The organism is Psychrobacter sp. DM8 (genome assembly GCF_051307025.1).
In the GTDB taxonomy this organism is placed as follows: domain Bacteria; phylum Pseudomonadota; class Gammaproteobacteria; order Pseudomonadales; family Moraxellaceae; genus Psychrobacter.
Window position 1 is genome coordinate 1,835,966 of sequence record NZ_CP195538.1, and the last position, 17,636, is coordinate 1,853,601.

A 17,636-nucleotide genomic window follows, 5' to 3' on the forward strand; every position below is an offset into this window, starting at 1 on the left:
TAATTCTATGCTATAGTTTGGTCTTTGTTTTCTTGATAAAGTAATCAATACTATTTTTGATGACTCGGAATTTTTTAGATGAGTATTTATACCCAAAGACTAGCCTCTCAAATCGAATTTGTTAAACAATGCGCCATAATGAAAAAAACACCTATTCAGAACTTTGTCAGACATAGTGAATTTACTGGTACTGAGGAACAAATAATAGGCTTACCGGGTATTAGCTTAAATATCATAAATGATTCCTCTGATGAAGTTTGGCTACGTTTAGAGCGATTACATGAAAACTCAGCTCCTGAGCCTAAAAATGTATTGTTAAAAAACTGGATAAAATTCCCAATAAAATTCGATGACTTGCCTGTTTTGAAAGAAAAGCTCAGTGAAAAGAACTTAATAGATAATGTTGTTGTCGCTTATGAAGAAGCCTTTACGCCATTTGAAGTTGAAGACCGTAAACAGTCAGAGCTAGAAGTGCCCTTAGAAAAAGAAATATATTTAAAGGACTTTTTTAAAAAAGAAGCTTTAGAGATTGAACTTCGTGATTATATTAAAAACATCTGGAAGCCTTGGCTAGTCAAAGAGAAACTCGTACGCCAAAGTATTGCTCTATATTCAAAGTTATTTAAGCTCAATCAAATGCTTCAAGGAAATCTAGCTGCTGAGTCCCTCGAACTAGTGTGGGGTGTGGGCATTGCTTTGCGACATGATGAGCAAAATAGTAGGCAAATAAAGTATCCCCTATTAACGCAGTCTGTTGAAATCACATTAGATAAAGTGACTATGGCGCTCCTTATAAAGCCTAATCCCTCCTCTCCTACAATTGAAACTGAGCCTTTTTCGATGGATGAAAACCAAGGTTTAGCTCACTTATTAGAAGTTAATACTCAATTTTACAACTCAGAAGATGTTTTATTAAATCCTTTTTTACCAAGTAGCTATGAGTCTATCTTAAAATCAGCAGTTACTCTACTTGATGCTCAAGGCGTTTATTGGCCTGATCAATTGATGACTGATGAACGTAAAATACCTAAAGCGCAGCATAATCTTATTGTGACCGACACTTGGGTCATTATGGCGCGTCCTAGAAGCAATAATATATTTTTGCAAGATTTAGATAAGTTTGCAACTGAGCTCAAAGATAGCGACGATATTCATTTACCAAGTGCACTGATGTCGATGCTGACTGAACCTGCTACAGAGAATAAAGCGGTCATACTACCTACTTATCGCGGACTATCTATGGTCAGCGGTAGTGAAAGCTATACTAGCACGCCAGCCGAGCTATACTTCCCAAAAGCCTTTAACAGTGAACAAGTACAAATCATACAGAAGCTCGATGTCCACGACGGTGTTGTCGTCCAAGGACCACCTGGTACTGGTAAAACGCATACTATTGCTAATGTTATTTGTCACTACTTAGCATTGGGTAAAGGAGTTCTAGTGACGTCGATGAAAGACCCTGCGCTTAAAGTGTTGCAAGACAAACTACCTGAATCTATTCGTCCGCTGGCAGTAAGTCTCTTGACTAGTGAAAACGACGGTCTAAAACAATTTGAGCATACGATTAAAAAGATATCGAGTGAGGTATCTAACCTCAATCGTGAAGCCTACAAAAAAGACATTCTTATGCTGGATGATCAGATTGATACTGTTCATGCGCAGTTAGCCAGCACTGATAATAAGATCACGGCTTGGGCGCGCTTAAACCTTGATGATATCGTTATAGATAATGAAACCATAAAACCTATAGATGCCGCGACTGAGGTGGCTAAAAACCAGCAGCTTATCAAGAGTTTTCCAGATACGTTAGGGATAGAGGATACCTTTCAACCTCGGTTCAATCCTCACAATATTACTGAGCTGATGACAGCAAGAATAAAGCTCGGTGACGACCTGAATTATCTCAATAAAGAAATACCTGCTACTACAGACTTTCCGCCTATTAATGCCATAAGACAACTACACAAAGATTTGATTTATCTCAATGAATCGCAGCAAGCTGAAAAGCTAGGAGCGTTACCAAGTTTAGTGAACCCCAGTGCTAGCACGATAAGCATAGCTCACGATACAGCCTCTAACCTATCTCGCTTAATTGAACTCATCCAAAAGCTTGAAGCTGCCAACCAAAATTGGACTGGTGATATCCAAAACCATTTAGCTGATAAAACCAAGCAAGACATCATTAAGCATTTCAATATACTTAATGATGACATTAAATCGACTTTTAGCGAGAGAACGGTTTATTTAACTAAACCTATCAGCATGAGTGATGACTTCGATACGAATACAGAACTTACCGATGCAGTCAGAAAGTTGTCTGAAGGTCAAAAACCCTTTGGATTAGCTGGAATCTTTGGTAAATCTGCTCAAAAGAAAAGCCTTGAAGATATTACGATAGTGTCATCGAAACCTAAAACTGTAGAGGATTGGCAATATATATCTAGCTATGTAGACTTTAGAAAAAAATCTCAAGAATTAGTCGTTCGTTGGAATGCTCTATCGCATGATTTATCTTTGCCCGTATTTGAAGTTTCATTCAATACCCTACCTGACCTAAATTCAGCTGTACATTTATATGAAGCCGTTGTTGGTAGCAATAATTTACAGCACAACATCAGACAAGCCTTAAAATCTATATTTATAGAATGGGATATCATATCATCAGCGTATGACAATAAAGCTGTTTTAACTGAAATCAGAGAGGTTATCGAACAACATTTAAAAAGATATCATTTGCTAGAGAGTCTAACCCTAAAAGAGCGACTGCTTAGCAAGCTTGAAAGTTGTAATGGCACTATCACTGAAAAGATAACGTTCTTTTTTAATCAACAAATTGGTAGTCAAGCATTATCGGATGATGCGTTACAAGAAATTTGGAATGGTTTGGTAAGTGAACTACAACGGGTGCATCATTTTAGCTCTGATCTAGAGGTAGTCGCTGCCATTACGCAAACTATTGAAGACAGTGGTGCTCCACTTTGGGCTGAGCAGTTGCGCTCTAGGCCTTGTATTGAGACACAAGATCAATTGTCATCAGACCACTTACTACCTGATAACTGGCAGCAAATTTGGCGTCTTAAAAGATTAACGAGCTTTATAGACAGTATAGATGGTCGAAAAGAGTTGGTTGAGTTGACCAAGACTCGCAGTCATTTGGAAACAGATTTGGCTAGACTTTATCAAGAAACTATCGTCAAAAGAGCATGGTTAAAAGTCGCAGAAAATATTACACCATTCGTTCATCGTTCTTTAGAGAAATACCGTTCTGCTATTATGCGTATAGGTAAAGGTACGGGCAAAAATGCTCATTACTATCGCCGACAAGCTCGCGAAGCCGCCGCTGGTGCCAGCGCCGCTATTCCGTGTTGGATTATGCCGCACTATCGTATTTCTGAATCCTTGCCCGCACAGTTTGGTAGTTTTGACTTAGTAATTATAGATGAAGCGTCTCAGTCTGATCTAACGGCACTGCCAGCGATTATGAGAGCAAAAAAGGTTTTAATCGTTGGCGACGATAAGCAGGTATCACCAGAAGGCGTTGGTTTAAATATTCAGAAAATTCAAGAGTTAAAATCTACATATTTGAACAATCAGGTTAAATTGTATGACTCTCTTATGTCTCCTGAACGTTCCATATACGACTTATTTCAAGTTGTCTTTGCCGATAGTAGTGTGATGTTAAAAGAGCACTTTCGTAGTGTAGCCCCTATTATTGAGTTCTCAAAACGTGAATTTTATAATCACGAGCTGATCCCTTTGCGTAAAGCCAAACCCTCAGAACGCTTAGATCCGCCATTGATTGACATCTATGTTACCGACGGCTACCGAATCAAAGGCTCTGATATCAACCCATCAGAAGTCAGATTTATTGTCGATGAAATCAAAACGATAGTATCTGACCCCACCTATAGTGGTAAAACTATCGGTGTCGTCTCATTGCTAGGTAATAAGCAAGCACACAGTGTTATGGATATACTTAATAAAGAATTAGATGAAACCTTAATGACGGCTTTTGATATTGCTTGCGGTGACGCTAGAACTTTTCAGGGTAAAGAGCGCGACATTATGTTCTTATCACTCGTAGTAGCGCCAGGAGATGCTCATGCATTGACAGGGAATACTTTCGCCCAACGCTTGAACGTAGCGGCCTCAAGAGCGCGCGATAGAATGTATCTAGTGCGTAGTATTGAGCTGAGTCATCTTAGTCAGGCTGATCATTATCGAGCTGAGCTTATAAAGCACTTTCAAGCACCGTTTATGCAAGACGAGGAGCAAGTCGCCACGCTGCGTGATAAGTGTGAATCGCCTTTTGAAACAGAAGTCTTTGATATTCTCACTCAAAGAGGCTACCAAGTTATTCCACAAGTTAAGGCGGGTGCTTATCGAATCGATATGGTTGTTGAGGGCGAAGAAGATAACAGCTTGGCTATCGAATGTGACGGTGATAGATATCATGGACCTGATAAATGGGATAGTGATATGCAACGCCAACGTATTTTGGAGCGTGCAGGCTGGACGTTTTGGCGCTGCTTTGCGTCTACCTTTGTGACTCGCAAAGATGAAGTCATTGAAGATCTATTAGCAGAATTAGAGCGTTTAAAGATTTATCCGATGAGCACAGATGCTTCTTATAGTAGCTCTTATGTTGAGACTAGATGCGTGACTACTGTTGAAGACTCCTACTCCAAGGAACAAAAGAAACAAAGCGTTGAGTCTGATGCGTAAGCTTATAGTACTTATTATCATCAACGCTTAGAATCGGTGTAGTAGTGATTAAAACGTTCACCTCACCACCATACCGGATCTGCACTTGCCAGCGCCGCTAATCCTTTAGTAGATGACTTAACCTCAACCTCGCTAGCGGACAGCTCAGCAATAAACCTTGAGGGCTTATCAAAATAACCTGAGTAGCTGGCGAAGTAATCAGGCGCAGTTAAGTACAGCTTGTTTTTGGCGCGACTACAGGCCACGTAGAATAGTTTGCGCTCCTCTTCTAATTCCTCAAAGTCATCTAATGAGCGATGGTGCGGGGTCATGCCATCAACTAAGGAATTCACAAAAACAATTGGCCACTCCAGCCCTTTAGCGCTATGAATGGTTGAAATAGTGACCTTGTCTGTGTCGTCATCCTCAGGAGCATCCATCGCTGCCACTGAATCGTTGGGTGGATCAAGGGCTAAGTTCTCTAAAAAGTTATCTAGGCTACTATGCTCAGTCGCCAAGTTCTTGAGCACACGAAAATCCTCGCTACGCTCGCGCCAGTTTTCCTCAACCGTCTTTAAAATAGGAATATAAAAGTCGAGCACCAGATCGATAATCGTCTCAACCGACTGCGCTTGTTGCGCTTTGCTCAAGGTGCTATGCAGCGGTGCAAGCTGTGGGCTTTTCTTACTAAATTTGGGTAATAGCAAGGGTTCAAACGAGTTGTCATCACTATTGATCGCTTGCGTTAAGCGCGTAGCAGTGACTGCCCCAACGCCCTTAAATAAGGTCAAAATACGATGCCACGCAATCGTGTCATTGGGGTTATACAGAATTTTAATAAAGGCTAAGACGTCCTTGATATGGCGACGCTCAATGAACTTAATACCGCCGACGACGATAAAGGGAATACGGCGCTCCATAAATTCCAGCTGCACATAGTTGGACTGAAAGGAGGTTCGGCACAGTACCGCAAAGTCGCTATAGTCATGCTCAGCTTTGTGCTTAATAATCTGATTAGCGATGTATTTGGCCTCTTTTGTCTCATCGCTAGCACGGCTAAAGATGGGTTTTGCGCCTGTTATAGCCGCGTTTGAGTACAGCTGCTTTTGGTAGCCTAAAGTGATTTGCGCAGACAAGGCATTGATATAGCTTAAAATAGCAGGCGTACTACGATAGTTTTGCTCAAGCTTAATCAGACTCGCTTCAGGGTAGGTCTCCCCAAAGAGCAAAATATTTTCATAATTTGCACCGCGAAAGGCGTAGATGCTTTGATTATCATCGCCGACGACCATCAGCGATACAGACGCGGGCGCACAGATGAGATCGATGAGCTGCTTTTGCGGAATATTGGTATCTTGATATTCATCAACCATGACGTAGCGATAGTTGTCTTGCAAGAGCTGACGGAAGGTATCATTAGACTTTAGATGGCGGACCACTTGGCTGATAATGTCGTCAAAGTCGTACAAATGGTTGGCGCGTTTGTACTCGTGAAAGTCGATAGCCAATTGCTCAATGATAGGGATATGAATGGCAATATCAGGATAGCTGTCTTCGATCAGAGTATTGATCGGGATACGGCGGTTTCTGGAGGTGGAAAAGATATTTTGTAAGGTGCGTTTGCGCGGAAAGGCTTGTTTTTGTGTTTGCGCAGGGTACTTTTTTTCTTTATAGATCAGATCAATAGCGTCCTCGGCGTCGCCGGTATCCAAAATAGTAAAGCGTGGATTGATACCGAGTAGCCCTGAGTATTGTCGTAGTAGCCGATTACAGAATGAATGAAAAGTGCCGCTGGTGATATCGCTTATCATCTTGCTAGTGGGTAAGATGTCCTCGGATAACTCTTCATCAGACAGTGTATTCGTGAGTAAGGTTTTTGCGCGGCTTTTGATCTCATTGGCCGCTTTTCGGGTAAAGGTCAGTAATAGTATTTGCTTAGGCGCAACGCCATTTTCTAACAGATAACTAGTACGGTAGGTCAGCGTTTTAGTCTTACCCGAACCTGCTCCAGCGATGACTAGCGCTTTGCCTTGGGTAGTAGTGGCCGCAAGCAGTTGATTAGGATTAAGCTCGCGGGCGTAATCCACTTTGAGTCCCAAATTATTATGCAGGCGCTCATCAATGACCTTGTCATCAGCATCCACCAAATTCGCCTCTAACTTTTCGATAGCTTGTTCAAGGCGTGCAAGCTTGGGTTTTATGTCTACAAAGTTTTGTGGATAATTGTACTGGCGTGTATCAAAGATTGTCATCGTTATTAAGTGCCCATCATATTGTTTTGATAAATTTGTTTGCGAATGCTTTAGGAGAGTAAATATAAAGGCATTACTCTTAAGGTAGTTATAGAGTACCCATAAAAAGGCCTGTGCGCTATGGTATAAATACAAAGTAACAACTCACCCATCCCCTAGCAAATTTGCTACAATATGCCCAATTTTGGACGACGCTCCAAGCGCTCGGTCCTCCCTTATTTTACAACACTATTTTTAATACTACTGAGAGACCATTATGGGTTTTAATTGCGGCATCGTTGGCCTACCAAATGTGGGCAAGTCCACTTTATTTAACGCCTTGACCAAAGCGGGTATCGCGGCAGAGAACTTTCCGTTTTGTACCAAAGATCCCAACACTGGCATCGTGCCTGTCCCTGATCCAAGGCTAAAAAAGCTTGCTGATATCGTCAATCCTGAGCGCGTTATGCCAACGACGATGGAGTTCGTCGATATCGCAGGCCTCGTCGCTGGTGCATCAAAAGGTGAAGGCATGGGTAATCAGTTCCTAGCCAATATCCGTGAGACCGATGCCATTGCCCACGTGGTACGCTGCTTTGATGATGACAACGTCGTCCACGTCGATGGTCGCGTCAGCCCCATCGATGATATAGAAACCATTAATACTGAGCTGGCACTGGCTGATTTAGAGGCCGTTGAGCGCGCCATTCACAACCAAACCAAAAAGGCCAAAGGCGGTGATAAAGACGCGCAAGCTTTGCTTGATGTGTTTAAAAAAGTCGAGCCATTACTGGCTGAAGGTAAGGCGGCGCGCGCCGCGAATTTAGATATCGATGAGAAAAAACTTATTAGAAGTTATGGCTTGATCACGCTCAAACCAACCATGTATATCGCTAACGTGTCGGAGGATGGTTTTGAAAATAATCCGTATCTTGACGCCGTACGTGATTATGCGACAGGCGAAGAGTCAATCGTGATCGCCTTGTGCAATCAGATTGAATCTGAAATTGCGCAGCTCGATGAAGATGACAAAAAAGACTTCTTAGAAGATATGGGTATGGACGAGGCGGGTCTCGATCAGGTGATTCGTGGCGGCTATGACTTGCTCGATATGCAGACTTACTTTACCGCAGGCGTCAAGGAAGTGCGGGCGTGGACAGTTGAGGTTGGCGCAACCGCACCGCAAGCCGCTGGCGTCATTCATACCGACTTTGAGCGTGGCTTTATTCGCGCAGAAGTCATCGCCTATGATGATTTCATCGAATATAATGGCGAAAAAGGCGCTGCTGCCGCGGGCAAATCTCGCCTAGAAGGCAAAACCTATATCGTCCAAGATGGCGATGTGATGCATTTCCGTTTTAACGTCTAATTATTTTATTCGTTTAGAGCAGTGACAGTCGTAACATCGCCAGTTATGACACAGAACAACCAAAAGTCAGCCTAAGTGCTGGCTTTTTTATTATACTAAGGCGTAACAATAACTACAATTTAGATAAAATGGATAATAAATGACGGATGCAAACCCTAAGCCACGCAGCGCAAGCGACCACTGGGCATGTCTATTTAGTGCCCAGCGCTTGGGTAGTAAAAGCCAAGCGCCTGTACAAGATAGTGCGCGCTCCTCCTTTCACAAAGACTATGACAGGCTGGTGTTCTCGCACTCCTTTCGTCAGCTCAACCAAAAGACGCAAGTACATCCGTTAACCAATCAATTGGGCATTCATACGCGCCTAACACACTCGCTAGAGGTGTCCTGTATTGGGCGCTCGCTTGGTATCATGGCAGCAGAGAAGCTCCATGATAAGCTGCCAAACGGTCTACCATTGGGCGTCTCGCCCGCTGATGTCGGCGTCATTATACAAGCTGCTTGTCTGGCTCACGATATTGGCAATCCGCCCTTTGGCCATGCAGGCGAATATGCGATTCGCGATTGGTTTATGCATCCTGATCGTGCGCCTATCTTGGCTTATCTCACCCCAAGCGAGCAATTAGATGTCTTAGCTTATGAGGGCAACGCACAGGGCTTTCGCCTATTAGTGCGTAACGAGCATCATCCTGATAATGGCGGTATGCGTTTAACCTGTGCCACTTTAGGCGCGTTTATGAAATACCCTTGGCTTGCCACTCACAGTAACCCAAATGGCAATACAAACAGTTTAGAGAGCGATAGCAACAAGCAAGGAGCAAATCAGGCACGTAGCAAGATTCAAAAGTTTGGCTGTTTTACCAGTGAGTCGGCGCAGATGGAGGAGCTGGCAGCAACCCTATGTTTACCGCGCTCAGAGCGACATAATGGCTTTGAGCGTCATCCACTTGCCTACCTGCTAGAGGCGGCGGACGATATCTGTTATGCCTTAATTGATCTAGAGGACGGTATTCATCTCAATATGCTTGAATTTGATGAAGTGGCGGATATTTTTTATAAACTCATAGGTGAGCGCCCTACTCCTTTGTCCTCCACTATGTCAATCAGGCAAAGCCTAGCGGCACTACGTGCACGAGCTATGATGCGTCTGGTCAATACGGTCACAGACGCCTTTGTGATAAACCGCGATGAGATGCTAGCGGGCACCCTACAAGGCAGCTTATTTGCTCACTGTGATATCAGTGTGCAAAGCGGCATCACTGAGGCCAAACTGTTGGCACGCGAGAAAATATTTAATCATCCGAGCAAGGTGCGGATGGAGCTTATGGCCAACCAGTGCCTGCGCCGCTTGCTCGATGCCTTTATGCCGCTGGCGTGGACGCAACTGGTCACCTCCCCGCAGCCTTTTGAAGAGCAAAGACTGTTTAGCCTCCTCAAACCACATTTGGATGAGCAGCAAAGAGCGCTCTCAGGCAATATTTATCACAATATTCTAAATATCTTGGACTTTATCACCGGTATGAATGACCATGAAGCTTATCGGTTGGCGCAAGAATTGCAAGGTCATTGGGGCACCGTTATTTAACTAAAAAAAGTGCTAGAAAGACATTATTTTATAGTTAGTGGTCTAACAAAAGCTGTGTATTTTATTCGTAATTTTCTAGCAAAATGCGTATGATGAACCTTCAACAATAAACTTTGAATCATTATGAGTAGTCGCGAACAAAAAAAACTTCAAACCCGGCATGCTTTTTTCAATGCAGTGCTCGATTTGTGTATGATGGGACAATCGTTTAGCTCGATAAGTCTCAGGCAAGTCACGCGTGAAGTAGGCGTGGTGCCAACGGCATTTTATCGTCATTTTGATGATATGGAGTCGCTTGGACAAGCTTTGGTAGATGAGGAGCTAGGCAGCACTTTTGCTGCATTGAGCAGCAGCTTACAAATAGGCCGCAAACGCAGCTTTGATCGGCAAATTGCTAAGAGTATTCAGCTATTTTTGCAAACCGTTAGCGCTCAGCCGCGCTATTGGCAGTTTTTGGTTAGCGAACGTTTTGGTGGCTCAGAGGCTGTGCGCAAATCTATTAGCGAGCTGATGACCAAACACGGCATATTATTAGCAGATGATTTGGCGCTCCAGCCTGCCTTTGCTCATATCAATATTTATGATTTGCGTCTGCTCGCTGCAGCTGGTCTCAATATGTTTTTTTCTTGGATCATAGACTGGCTAGATTTGACTTATTCAGAAGATCACGACGACGAAGTGGATTTGGGCGACATTGAAGAAAAAAAGCAGCTGATGCTGCATAATTGCACCCGCCAAGCGCAAATGCTGTTTTATGGGGCCTACAACTGGAAGTCCTCTGAGGAGACGCTTTTGGATGATTGAGTACGCTAACCTCTAGATATAGTAAATACTAAATAAATCAGATACATTGAATTTTAACGCGTAACTGATATCAATTTTCCTTGCGTGCTGTGCCTACGCTGCTCGATGCTGCGCAAAATTAATATTAGTTACGCTGTATCGTTTTTACAATGGACTGACGATAACTCGGTAATCAAGGCAAATGTCTAAAAACTGGGTCTAAACGCATAAAGGCGACGATTAATCACTTTGACAGTTTTGTCAGCGCTAGATTCGCTGCTACTAGCCGCAGCGTTATTTGCACTGCCATTGACATCATTTGCACCGCTATTTACATTGTTACCACTCGTATTTTGATTATTTGAATTGCTACTAACTGCACCGCTTTCATTGTTTGTCGTATTACCCTCATCAAGCACATTTTTGATCAAAATGAGCGCAAATCGCTGTTTACCATCGCTATCATTGGCTGTGACAAGGCCGCTAAAAGCTCGACTATCAACGGCTAAAAGCGGTGTTAACGCTTGGCGCTGCTCATCAGTCACACTCATAAGCGCTGGCAGTTGCCACAACTCATCAATAGACCCCATTACCTGCTGAGTACGCAAATCTGTTAATGATTGCATCTGCTCAGTGGTTGCACCCTCTACCAAGGACGCTAATAGTACAGGGCTTGCGGTATTGATATTGATAGGCAAGTCATAAGGCACCGCTGTAATGTACGGGCGTAGTGCGGCTAAAGCCTTATCATCTATACCTGAAACGTCTAATAGCTGATCGACACTGATAAAGGGCTGATTAGGCAAAGTGCGTGCAGGCGAGCCTGAACCATATACCGCTCCTTCTTCACCGCCATCTTTATATACCTCACTATCTGCATCTTGCCAATCTAAAATAGCCGTAGCAATATCAGGCTCTAAGTTTAATTGCGTTAGTAATTTTTGTAATATGGCGAGCGCCGCGCTATTGACCGCGCCATTTTGATACAGATTATTGATATTAAAGCGGCTCGCTTCGTCCCGCAGCTCAATACTTATGCTATGCGCGCCCAAAGCGTAAGGCGGTATCGGCTGCGCCCAAATATCCTGCGTGCTATCGGTATTATTGAGCTCGTTATCAGCGCGGATCATCGTTACTGCCAGTTGCTCGCCGGCATGGATATCTTGCAAGAGTTGATCTTGATTAAGCAACAGACCACTTCGGCGTATGACAATTTTTTGACTGGCAAGCATAGCCCCTGCGACCACAGTAATACTGACAACCAATAGCAAAACCGTCAGTAACGCTACACCGCGTTGGGAGTTCGCTGTCGTGCTCATTGCCTTGCTCCTATGCTCCTATGCTGCTCGGTTTATGGCTCGGTTAGAGCAAATTGCCAAGTGATTGGAACGTCTTGATACGTAAAGCTCATACCAACGCCGTTTGGTAGTAGGGGGTTTTGCGCAGTTGCAGCGGTGTCCGTATTGTTATTGGTATTTGGATTATCTTGTGGAAAAGTACTACTTGGCTCTGGTAAATAGGCTTGCATACGTCCATCGCTCACATCTTTTAATATTACACTATCTAAGCTGATCCCCTCAAAATCGCCGTTGATACTATCGCCTTGAGGACTCAGATATTGACGACGAATAAGCTGCTGATCAGCAAACACGTAATCAACGCGAACGATAGTAGGACTGCTCTGATACCTAGGGTCTGGATCGGCAAAACGGATAAAGCTTATCGTCTCAGCGCTTATGCTCATAAATGGCTCGGCAGGACTGACTTGTGCGCTGTTGGTTTGAGCATTATTAGCTTGAGCACTGCTGGTTTGATTATTAAGGTTTGATGTGAGCGCGTTATTGTTGTTTTCAATAGAGGGTATCTGATAAGGGATGATTTGTCCCATATCTTGTTGTAGCTGCAAGTAAGCATACTGCAAGAGCGCTAGATTATCTGCTTGATACTGCGCCCGTTCTCGCGCTCGATTGACGCCGTCAAATACTTGCCAGCCTGCCACAGCGAGCATCGCAAATATCGACATGGCTACCATCAACTCAAGCAGCGTAAAGCCGCGCTCATACTTCACTGCATGCCTCTTAACGCTTGGGTAGGCTGTGCTTGAGGCGACTGTGCTTGCACGGACAAGTCTAGGCTACCGACCTCTTGCTCTGGATCACTAATCATGACAGTGATATCAGTGACCACAGAGCGCGTTTGCCCGTCAACGACAGGAGCGACTGTTATAGTCACTTGCTTTAATGCAGAAGATAAGGTGTCAGAGGGGATCATCTCCACTTGCCAGTCGCGCCCTTGCTCACTTGTCATCTGACTACGGTTGGTCGTCAGCCATGTTTTTTGAATATACAAGTCACTAGCAGCATTTTGCGCCACAAAGTGCGCCAGCGTACGCGTACGCAGAGTATCTACCGAGCTTAGATAAGCACTACTGGCGCGGCTAGCGGCAACTGCGACGACGGCGAGTATAGCCAGCGCTACCATCACTTCGATTAAGGTAAAGCCGCTTTGATGCGCTGATCTACTTTTAGGATAGACGGCTTTGGAGGAGTCAGGCATTGTTATATTTCCTGCCCTATCACTATATTGCCATCGGGCATAATGGTGATGACCTCACCCACTAGACGGGAGTCATGACGTATCTCAATAGTGACAGGGGTTGCCTGTCCTGTCCCAAACCATAAGACTTGTGGCACAGTTTGATCGGTGAACCAAGGCTGTAGGACTCTCGTTTCTGTGGCGTTATTTGAGCTAGCCCCGTCTAATCTTTGGATGTTAACACTCACCCCAGCTGGCATAGCAGGTAGCGTGATGTCTGGCTCAATATTCCAGCTGGGCGCTTGAGTTTGCTCATTATTTGCAATATCTGCTGACAGCTCCATAGCATTCTTCGGTGTACTACTTATGTCAGTAGCTTCTACAGAGCTCTGATAAGCAATATAAGGATTAGATAAGGTCATGATAACGGGGGCAACTTGACCTTGCTTGTCTGCTTGCAAAGCCAGTCCCATAGGCTGCATGCGCTCAGCAGAGAGTAGTCTGACATAACTGAGTGAATCGGTTATATGCTCATAAAAGGCGCGGTTTTTGCGGGAGTCGCTGCTACCGACAGACAGACTAATCATGCCTGCAAATATAGAGAGAATAACAACGACGACTAATATCTCAACGAGAGTGAAACCTGCTTGAGGCGAGATGTTTACAGGCAGTGGAGTAACCGATTTATCGATATAAATAACGCAGGCTTGCTCAATTTTTTTACCGTTTGCAGCCGCGTAATGGCTAGCATGATGGTTGCTAACCTTATAGGGCAATCTCGTAGGTAATAGATAAAGTGCTGATTGAGGCGTAACAGGCATGTTGCACCTATACTTTTTGAGATCATCAATAGTTAGTATTACGATGCTCTTCTGATTCGGTATCAATCTGCTCGACCAGCTCTTGCATATCTTCATCAATAACTTCATTGGTATGTGCAGGATAATGACTTGGCAGCTCTAGCATTTGCTGAACCAAAGCATAGCGCAAAGTATCACGACGACCCAAATAACGCTGATAGAAGCTTGAATTTAGTAGTCCTGCGCCGCCTTGACCCATTGCCCACAATGATGATAAATAGTCGCGGGTACTCAAGCTGCTCTGCTGATCTTTAAGATAAGTGCTGATAATATCGAGCATCCGCTTCATGCGCTGACGACGAATATCGTACAGCTCACCAAATAGACGATTGAGCCCTGTGACCGAAGCGGCCAGGCGCTCCTCAATTTGATTGAGCAGCATCGCTTTTTGCGGATTCATCAGTTGCTGAAATATCATGCGCGAGATACCAGCTGAGGGACAATCATCGATACGATTGATCTCAAAGAGCTGCTCCTCATAGCGAATAATAATGCGCAGATACAGCTCATCTTTGCTAGAGAAATGCTTATAGAGCGTACCCTTAGCTAAATCAAGCTGGTCAGCTAGGCTATCTAATGTGATATCGCCATCACCCGACTCAAGCAGCAGCTGCTCAGCCATTGCTAAGATATTCTCTTCTCGTATCTTGAACTGGTGTTGACGACTCATATTATCTCCTAAAATCTGACAGCGTTAAGCGTATGGCATCAATAGGAAAACCTTAGCTTGACAATGTCTGGTAACTGCTTGATGACGCAACAGATTTAAATATAAATGACTGATTGGTCATAGCATAACGATTTTAGCGATACTGTGCCAGTAAATTTTCAAAGTTTTTTGCAGTGAGCGTACCGATCTCTTTAGTCGTACACCCGTGTAGCTCAGCTAAGCAATCAGCAACATACGGCACAAAAGCGGGCTCATTGGGACGACCGCGCTTAGGTACTGGCGCTAGATAGGGGCTATCTGTTTCTATCAGCATTCTGTCTTTAGGCATATTTTGCGCCGCCTCTTTAATCATCTGCGCGCTCTTAAAGCTAACGATTCCTGAAAAGGAGATATAAAAACCCAAATCAAGCGCGCGCTTGGCTGTCTCCCAATCCTCAGTAAAGCAGTGGATAATACCGTGCTCTGCGTTCTCAGATTTTAGGATATCAAGCGTATCCTCTTTAGCGTCACGCATATGTACGATTAGCGGCTTTTTGAGCGCTTGACTGGCATGGATATGACGCGCGAAGCTCTCGCGTTGCTCATGAGCGTTTTGGGTAGACCAATAATAATCTAGCCCCGTCTCCCCTACTGCCCAGACGTGGTCGCAGGCGGCAGTCTTAATCAAGCGCTCTACAGTTGCTGATTGCAACACATCGATATCCTCACAAGGATGAATACCGACGCTCATCCCCAAGTTTAATTGCTCATCACTATATGTCTTGATAATACCATTGATCTCATCATACTCAGCAAAATCACACATAATTGCCATAGCACGCGTGACGTTAGCCGCTTTCATGGCATCGATAGCGCCTGATAGTTGACCATCATATTTGCTCAAATCGAGACGATTTAAATGACAATGACTGTCTGTAAACATATACACTCTCGTTATAACATAGGTTTGACCTTTTACTTTAAAGTAAATAGGCTTATCGTGGTCATTAGATTGACACGCAAAGAGCACATTTCAAGTGACTAGCTTTGTAAGTCAGCGTTATAAAGTACTGCTTTGGCAAGCATTTATTTGCTTAAGTTAAGATGAGTCACTACTGTAAGGGCACCACTCGCATGACCTCTTCTATACTAGTCACCCCTTCACTAATACGCTTGGCACCAGAGAGTCTGAGCGGTTGCACGCCTTCGCGGTAGGCTTGCTGTTTGAGGGTATCTAAATCAGCATCAGCGGCGACGAGTTTTTTGATCTCATTAGATAAAGGCATAATCTCGTACAGTCCAATACGTCCCTGATAGCCCGTATGACGACAATGCTCACAGCCAGGCGCGGTATAGATCTGCGCAGGCAAAGGCGCGCGCCAAGGCTGTACAAGCTCTTGCCACTGAATCGCGATATCGCTATCTGCAGGTACAGGTTTGCCTGTTTTGCAATGCGGGCAAAGTGTGCGTAGTAGTCGCTGCGCCATGACACCAAGTATCGTCGCTGAGGTCAAAAAAGGTTGCACGCCCAAATCATGCAAACGCGTAAGTGAGCTTGGCGCATCGTTGGTGTGTAAGGTTGAGAGCACCAAGTGACCGGTCAAAGACGCCTGCACTGCCATATTTGCCGTCTCAGAATCTCGTATCTCGCCCACCATAATGATGTCTGGATCTTGGCGCATGAGCGAGCGAATACTATCGGCAAAATGCAAATCAATGCCTGTATTGACCTGCATCTGATTAAACGCCGGCTCAATCATCTCAATAGGGTCCTCAATAGTGCAGACATTGACCTGCTCGGACGCCAATTGCTTAAGCGTGCTATATAGCGTTGTCGTCTTGCCTGATCCTGTCGGGCCTGTAACCAAGATAATACCATTGGGATGCGCAGTCAGCTCATGCCACATCTCAAGCTGCTTGCCCGATAAGCCTAACTGCGCAAACGAGCGCACTAAAACTTCAGGATCAAAGACGCGCATCACTAACTTCTCACCAAAAGCAGTTGGCAGAGTCGATAAGCGCAGTTCCGTCTCCATACCGTTGTGCGTGCGAGTTTTTAGGCGTCCATCCTGCGGTTTGCGTTTTTCAGCGACATTCAGCCTTCCTAGTATTTTGATACGGGCGGTAACCGCGACCATAATCGCAAGCGGCATCTCATAAACCGTATGCAGCACGCCATCGATACGAAAGCGCACTTTGCCCGTCTCGCGGCGCGGCTCAAGATGAATATCACTGGCGCGCTGCTCAAAGGCGTATTGAAGCAGCCAGTCGACGACTTTGACGATGTGCTGATCGTTGGCATCAGGATTGGTTTTGTCACCTAATTGCAATAAGGCTTCGACATTGGTGACATCAGCAGCGGCGCGTTTATGCAGGGTATTTGCTCCTGCTATCGCTTGCGTGACTTGATAAAACTCTTGGCGATAGCGGTTAATCTGCTCGGGACTAATATAGACCGTACGATAGCGTCGCCCTTGAATAATTTTATCGATAGTGGCTTGCCAGTCTACAAAGAACGGCTGATCAGTCCCTACAACGACCTCGTCGGTTGTGACCTCTATCGGTAAGATATGCTGCGAGCGTGCATACTCAAAAGACATAATCTGCGTAACTGCTGGCACGTCAATCTTTAAGGGATCAATACGTATTAAGCTCATATCGGCTTTGGCAGCTAACCATAGATTAAGCCATGCCAGCGTGAGTTTTTGCTCGCCTTCTTGGCTCTTAGCTTGCTGATGAATCAGATGAGCATTTGGCAGACCAAACTCACTAATAGTCACTAATGGATGCTGAGCCTTGTCACGGCGGCTGGTCATTACAAGGTTATAGCCGCGCGAGTCTATAACTTTATCAGCCAACAACTCATCAAGGCACCAGCGTAGATCGATTACTAGCGAGAATTTTGGAGTGGACATAAGGATCT

General features: G+C 44.6%; 12 protein-coding genes. 4 read left to right on the forward strand and 8 right to left on the reverse strand.

Translation table 11 applies throughout. The features are described from left to right. Nucleotides 1-138: 138 nt before the first annotated feature. Nucleotides 139-4,725 (forward strand): AAA domain-containing protein, encoded by a 4,587-nt coding sequence (locus ACR64J_RS07785; RefSeq protein ID WP_435949165.1) that lies wholly within the window; start codon nt 139-141, stop codon nt 4,723-4,725. Between the two features lie 62 nt (nt 4,726-4,787). Here the strand turns inward: ACR64J_RS07785 and ACR64J_RS07790 are convergent, their stop codons facing one another. After that, a complete protein-coding gene (locus ACR64J_RS07790) occupies nt 4,788-6,956 on the reverse strand; it encodes an ATP-dependent helicase (RefSeq protein WP_435949166.1) in 2,169 nt (722 codons plus the stop codon). A gap of 256 nt (nt 6,957-7,212) precedes the next feature. On the opposite strand from ACR64J_RS07790, the gene ychF reads away from it, so the two are divergent. From ychF to ACR64J_RS07805, 3 genes are all read left to right on the forward strand, one after another. Then, nucleotides 7,213-8,304: a redox-regulated ATPase YchF gene (ychF, locus tag ACR64J_RS07795; protein ID WP_435949167.1), complete on the forward strand. Its 1,092-nt coding sequence runs from the start codon at nt 7,213-7,215 to the stop codon at nt 8,302-8,304. A gap of 139 nt (nt 8,305-8,443) precedes the next feature. Then, entirely contained in the window at nt 8,444-9,886 is a 1,443-nt protein-coding gene (locus ACR64J_RS07800) for a deoxyguanosinetriphosphate triphosphohydrolase (RefSeq protein ID WP_435949168.1), read from the forward strand. Between the two features lie 123 nt (nt 9,887-10,009). Then, entirely contained in the window at nt 10,010-10,690 is a 681-nt protein-coding gene (locus ACR64J_RS07805; protein ID WP_317200340.1) for a TetR family transcriptional regulator, read from the forward strand. Between the two features lie 185 nt (nt 10,691-10,875). On the opposite strand, the gene gspK is transcribed toward ACR64J_RS07805, so the two are convergent. From gspK to ACR64J_RS07840, 7 genes are all read right to left on the reverse strand, one after another. Beyond that, the gene (gene gspK / locus ACR64J_RS07810) at nt 10,876-11,988 is read right to left on the reverse strand and encodes a type II secretion system minor pseudopilin GspK (protein WP_435949169.1); all 1,113 of its coding nucleotides are present in this window, start codon (nt 11,986-11,988) and stop codon (nt 10,876-10,878) included. Between the two features lie 32 nt (nt 11,989-12,020). Beyond that, complete coding sequence (locus ACR64J_RS07815; protein ID WP_435949170.1) at nt 12,021-12,737, reverse strand: prepilin-type N-terminal cleavage/methylation domain-containing protein; 717 nt, start codon at nt 12,735-12,737, stop codon at nt 12,021-12,023. Continuing rightward, nucleotides 12,734-13,225, reverse strand: coding sequence for a type II secretion system minor pseudopilin GspI (gene gspI, locus ACR64J_RS07820; RefSeq protein ID WP_317200343.1), 492 nt, complete (start codon nt 13,223-13,225; stop codon nt 12,734-12,736). Before gspI ends, ACR64J_RS07815 begins: the two co-directional genes overlap by 4 nt. Nucleotides 13,226-13,227: 2 nt before the next feature. After that, nucleotides 13,228-14,025, reverse strand: coding sequence for a prepilin-type N-terminal cleavage/methylation domain-containing protein (locus ACR64J_RS07825; RefSeq protein WP_435949171.1), 798 nt, complete (start codon nt 14,023-14,025; stop codon nt 13,228-13,230). Between the two features lie 25 nt (nt 14,026-14,050). Further along, entirely contained in the window at nt 14,051-14,734 is a 684-nt protein-coding gene (locus ACR64J_RS07830) for a TetR/AcrR family transcriptional regulator (protein WP_317200345.1), read from the reverse strand. A 133-nt stretch (nt 14,735-14,867) separates the two neighbouring features. After that, a complete protein-coding gene (locus ACR64J_RS07835) occupies nt 14,868-15,656 on the reverse strand; it encodes a TatD family hydrolase (RefSeq protein WP_317200346.1) in 789 nt (262 codons plus the stop codon). Nucleotides 15,657-15,825: 169 nt separating this feature from the next. Continuing rightward, nucleotides 15,826-17,628, reverse strand: coding sequence for a GspE/PulE family protein (locus tag ACR64J_RS07840; protein ID WP_317200347.1), 1,803 nt, complete (start codon nt 17,626-17,628; stop codon nt 15,826-15,828). Nucleotides 17,629-17,636: the final 8 nt, after the last annotated feature.

Excerpts from the sequence above, each read along its gene's own strand:
- ACR64J_RS07800 (WP_435949168.1), top strand. The coding sequence starts at position 8,444 with ATGACGGATGCAAACCCTAAGCCACGCAGCGCAAGCGACCACTGGGCA.
- gspI (WP_317200343.1), bottom strand. The coding sequence starts at position 13,225 with ATGCCTGACTCCTCCAAAGCCGTCTATCCTAAAAGTAGATCAGCGCAT.
- ACR64J_RS07785 (WP_435949165.1), top strand. The coding sequence starts at position 139 with ATGAAAAAAACACCTATTCAGAACTTTGTCAGACATAGTGAATTTACT.
- ACR64J_RS07790 (WP_435949166.1), bottom strand. The coding sequence starts at position 6,956 with ATGACAATCTTTGATACACGCCAGTACAATTATCCACAAAACTTTGTA.
- ychF (WP_435949167.1), top strand. The coding sequence starts at position 7,213 with ATGGGTTTTAATTGCGGCATCGTTGGCCTACCAAATGTGGGCAAGTCC.
- ACR64J_RS07825 (WP_435949171.1), bottom strand. The coding sequence starts at position 14,025 with ATGCCTGTTACGCCTCAATCAGCACTTTATCTATTACCTACGAGATTG.
- ACR64J_RS07805 (WP_317200340.1), top strand. The coding sequence starts at position 10,010 with ATGAGTAGTCGCGAACAAAAAAAACTTCAAACCCGGCATGCTTTTTTC.
- ACR64J_RS07835 (WP_317200346.1), bottom strand. The coding sequence starts at position 15,656 with ATGTTTACAGACAGTCATTGTCATTTAAATCGTCTCGATTTGAGCAAA.
- gspK (WP_435949169.1), bottom strand. The coding sequence starts at position 11,988 with ATGAGCACGACAGCGAACTCCCAACGCGGTGTAGCGTTACTGACGGTT.
- ACR64J_RS07830 (WP_317200345.1), bottom strand. The coding sequence starts at position 14,734 with ATGAGTCGTCAACACCAGTTCAAGATACGAGAAGAGAATATCTTAGCA.
- ACR64J_RS07840 (WP_317200347.1), bottom strand. The coding sequence starts at position 17,628 with ATGTCCACTCCAAAATTCTCGCTAGTAATCGATCTACGCTGGTGCCTT.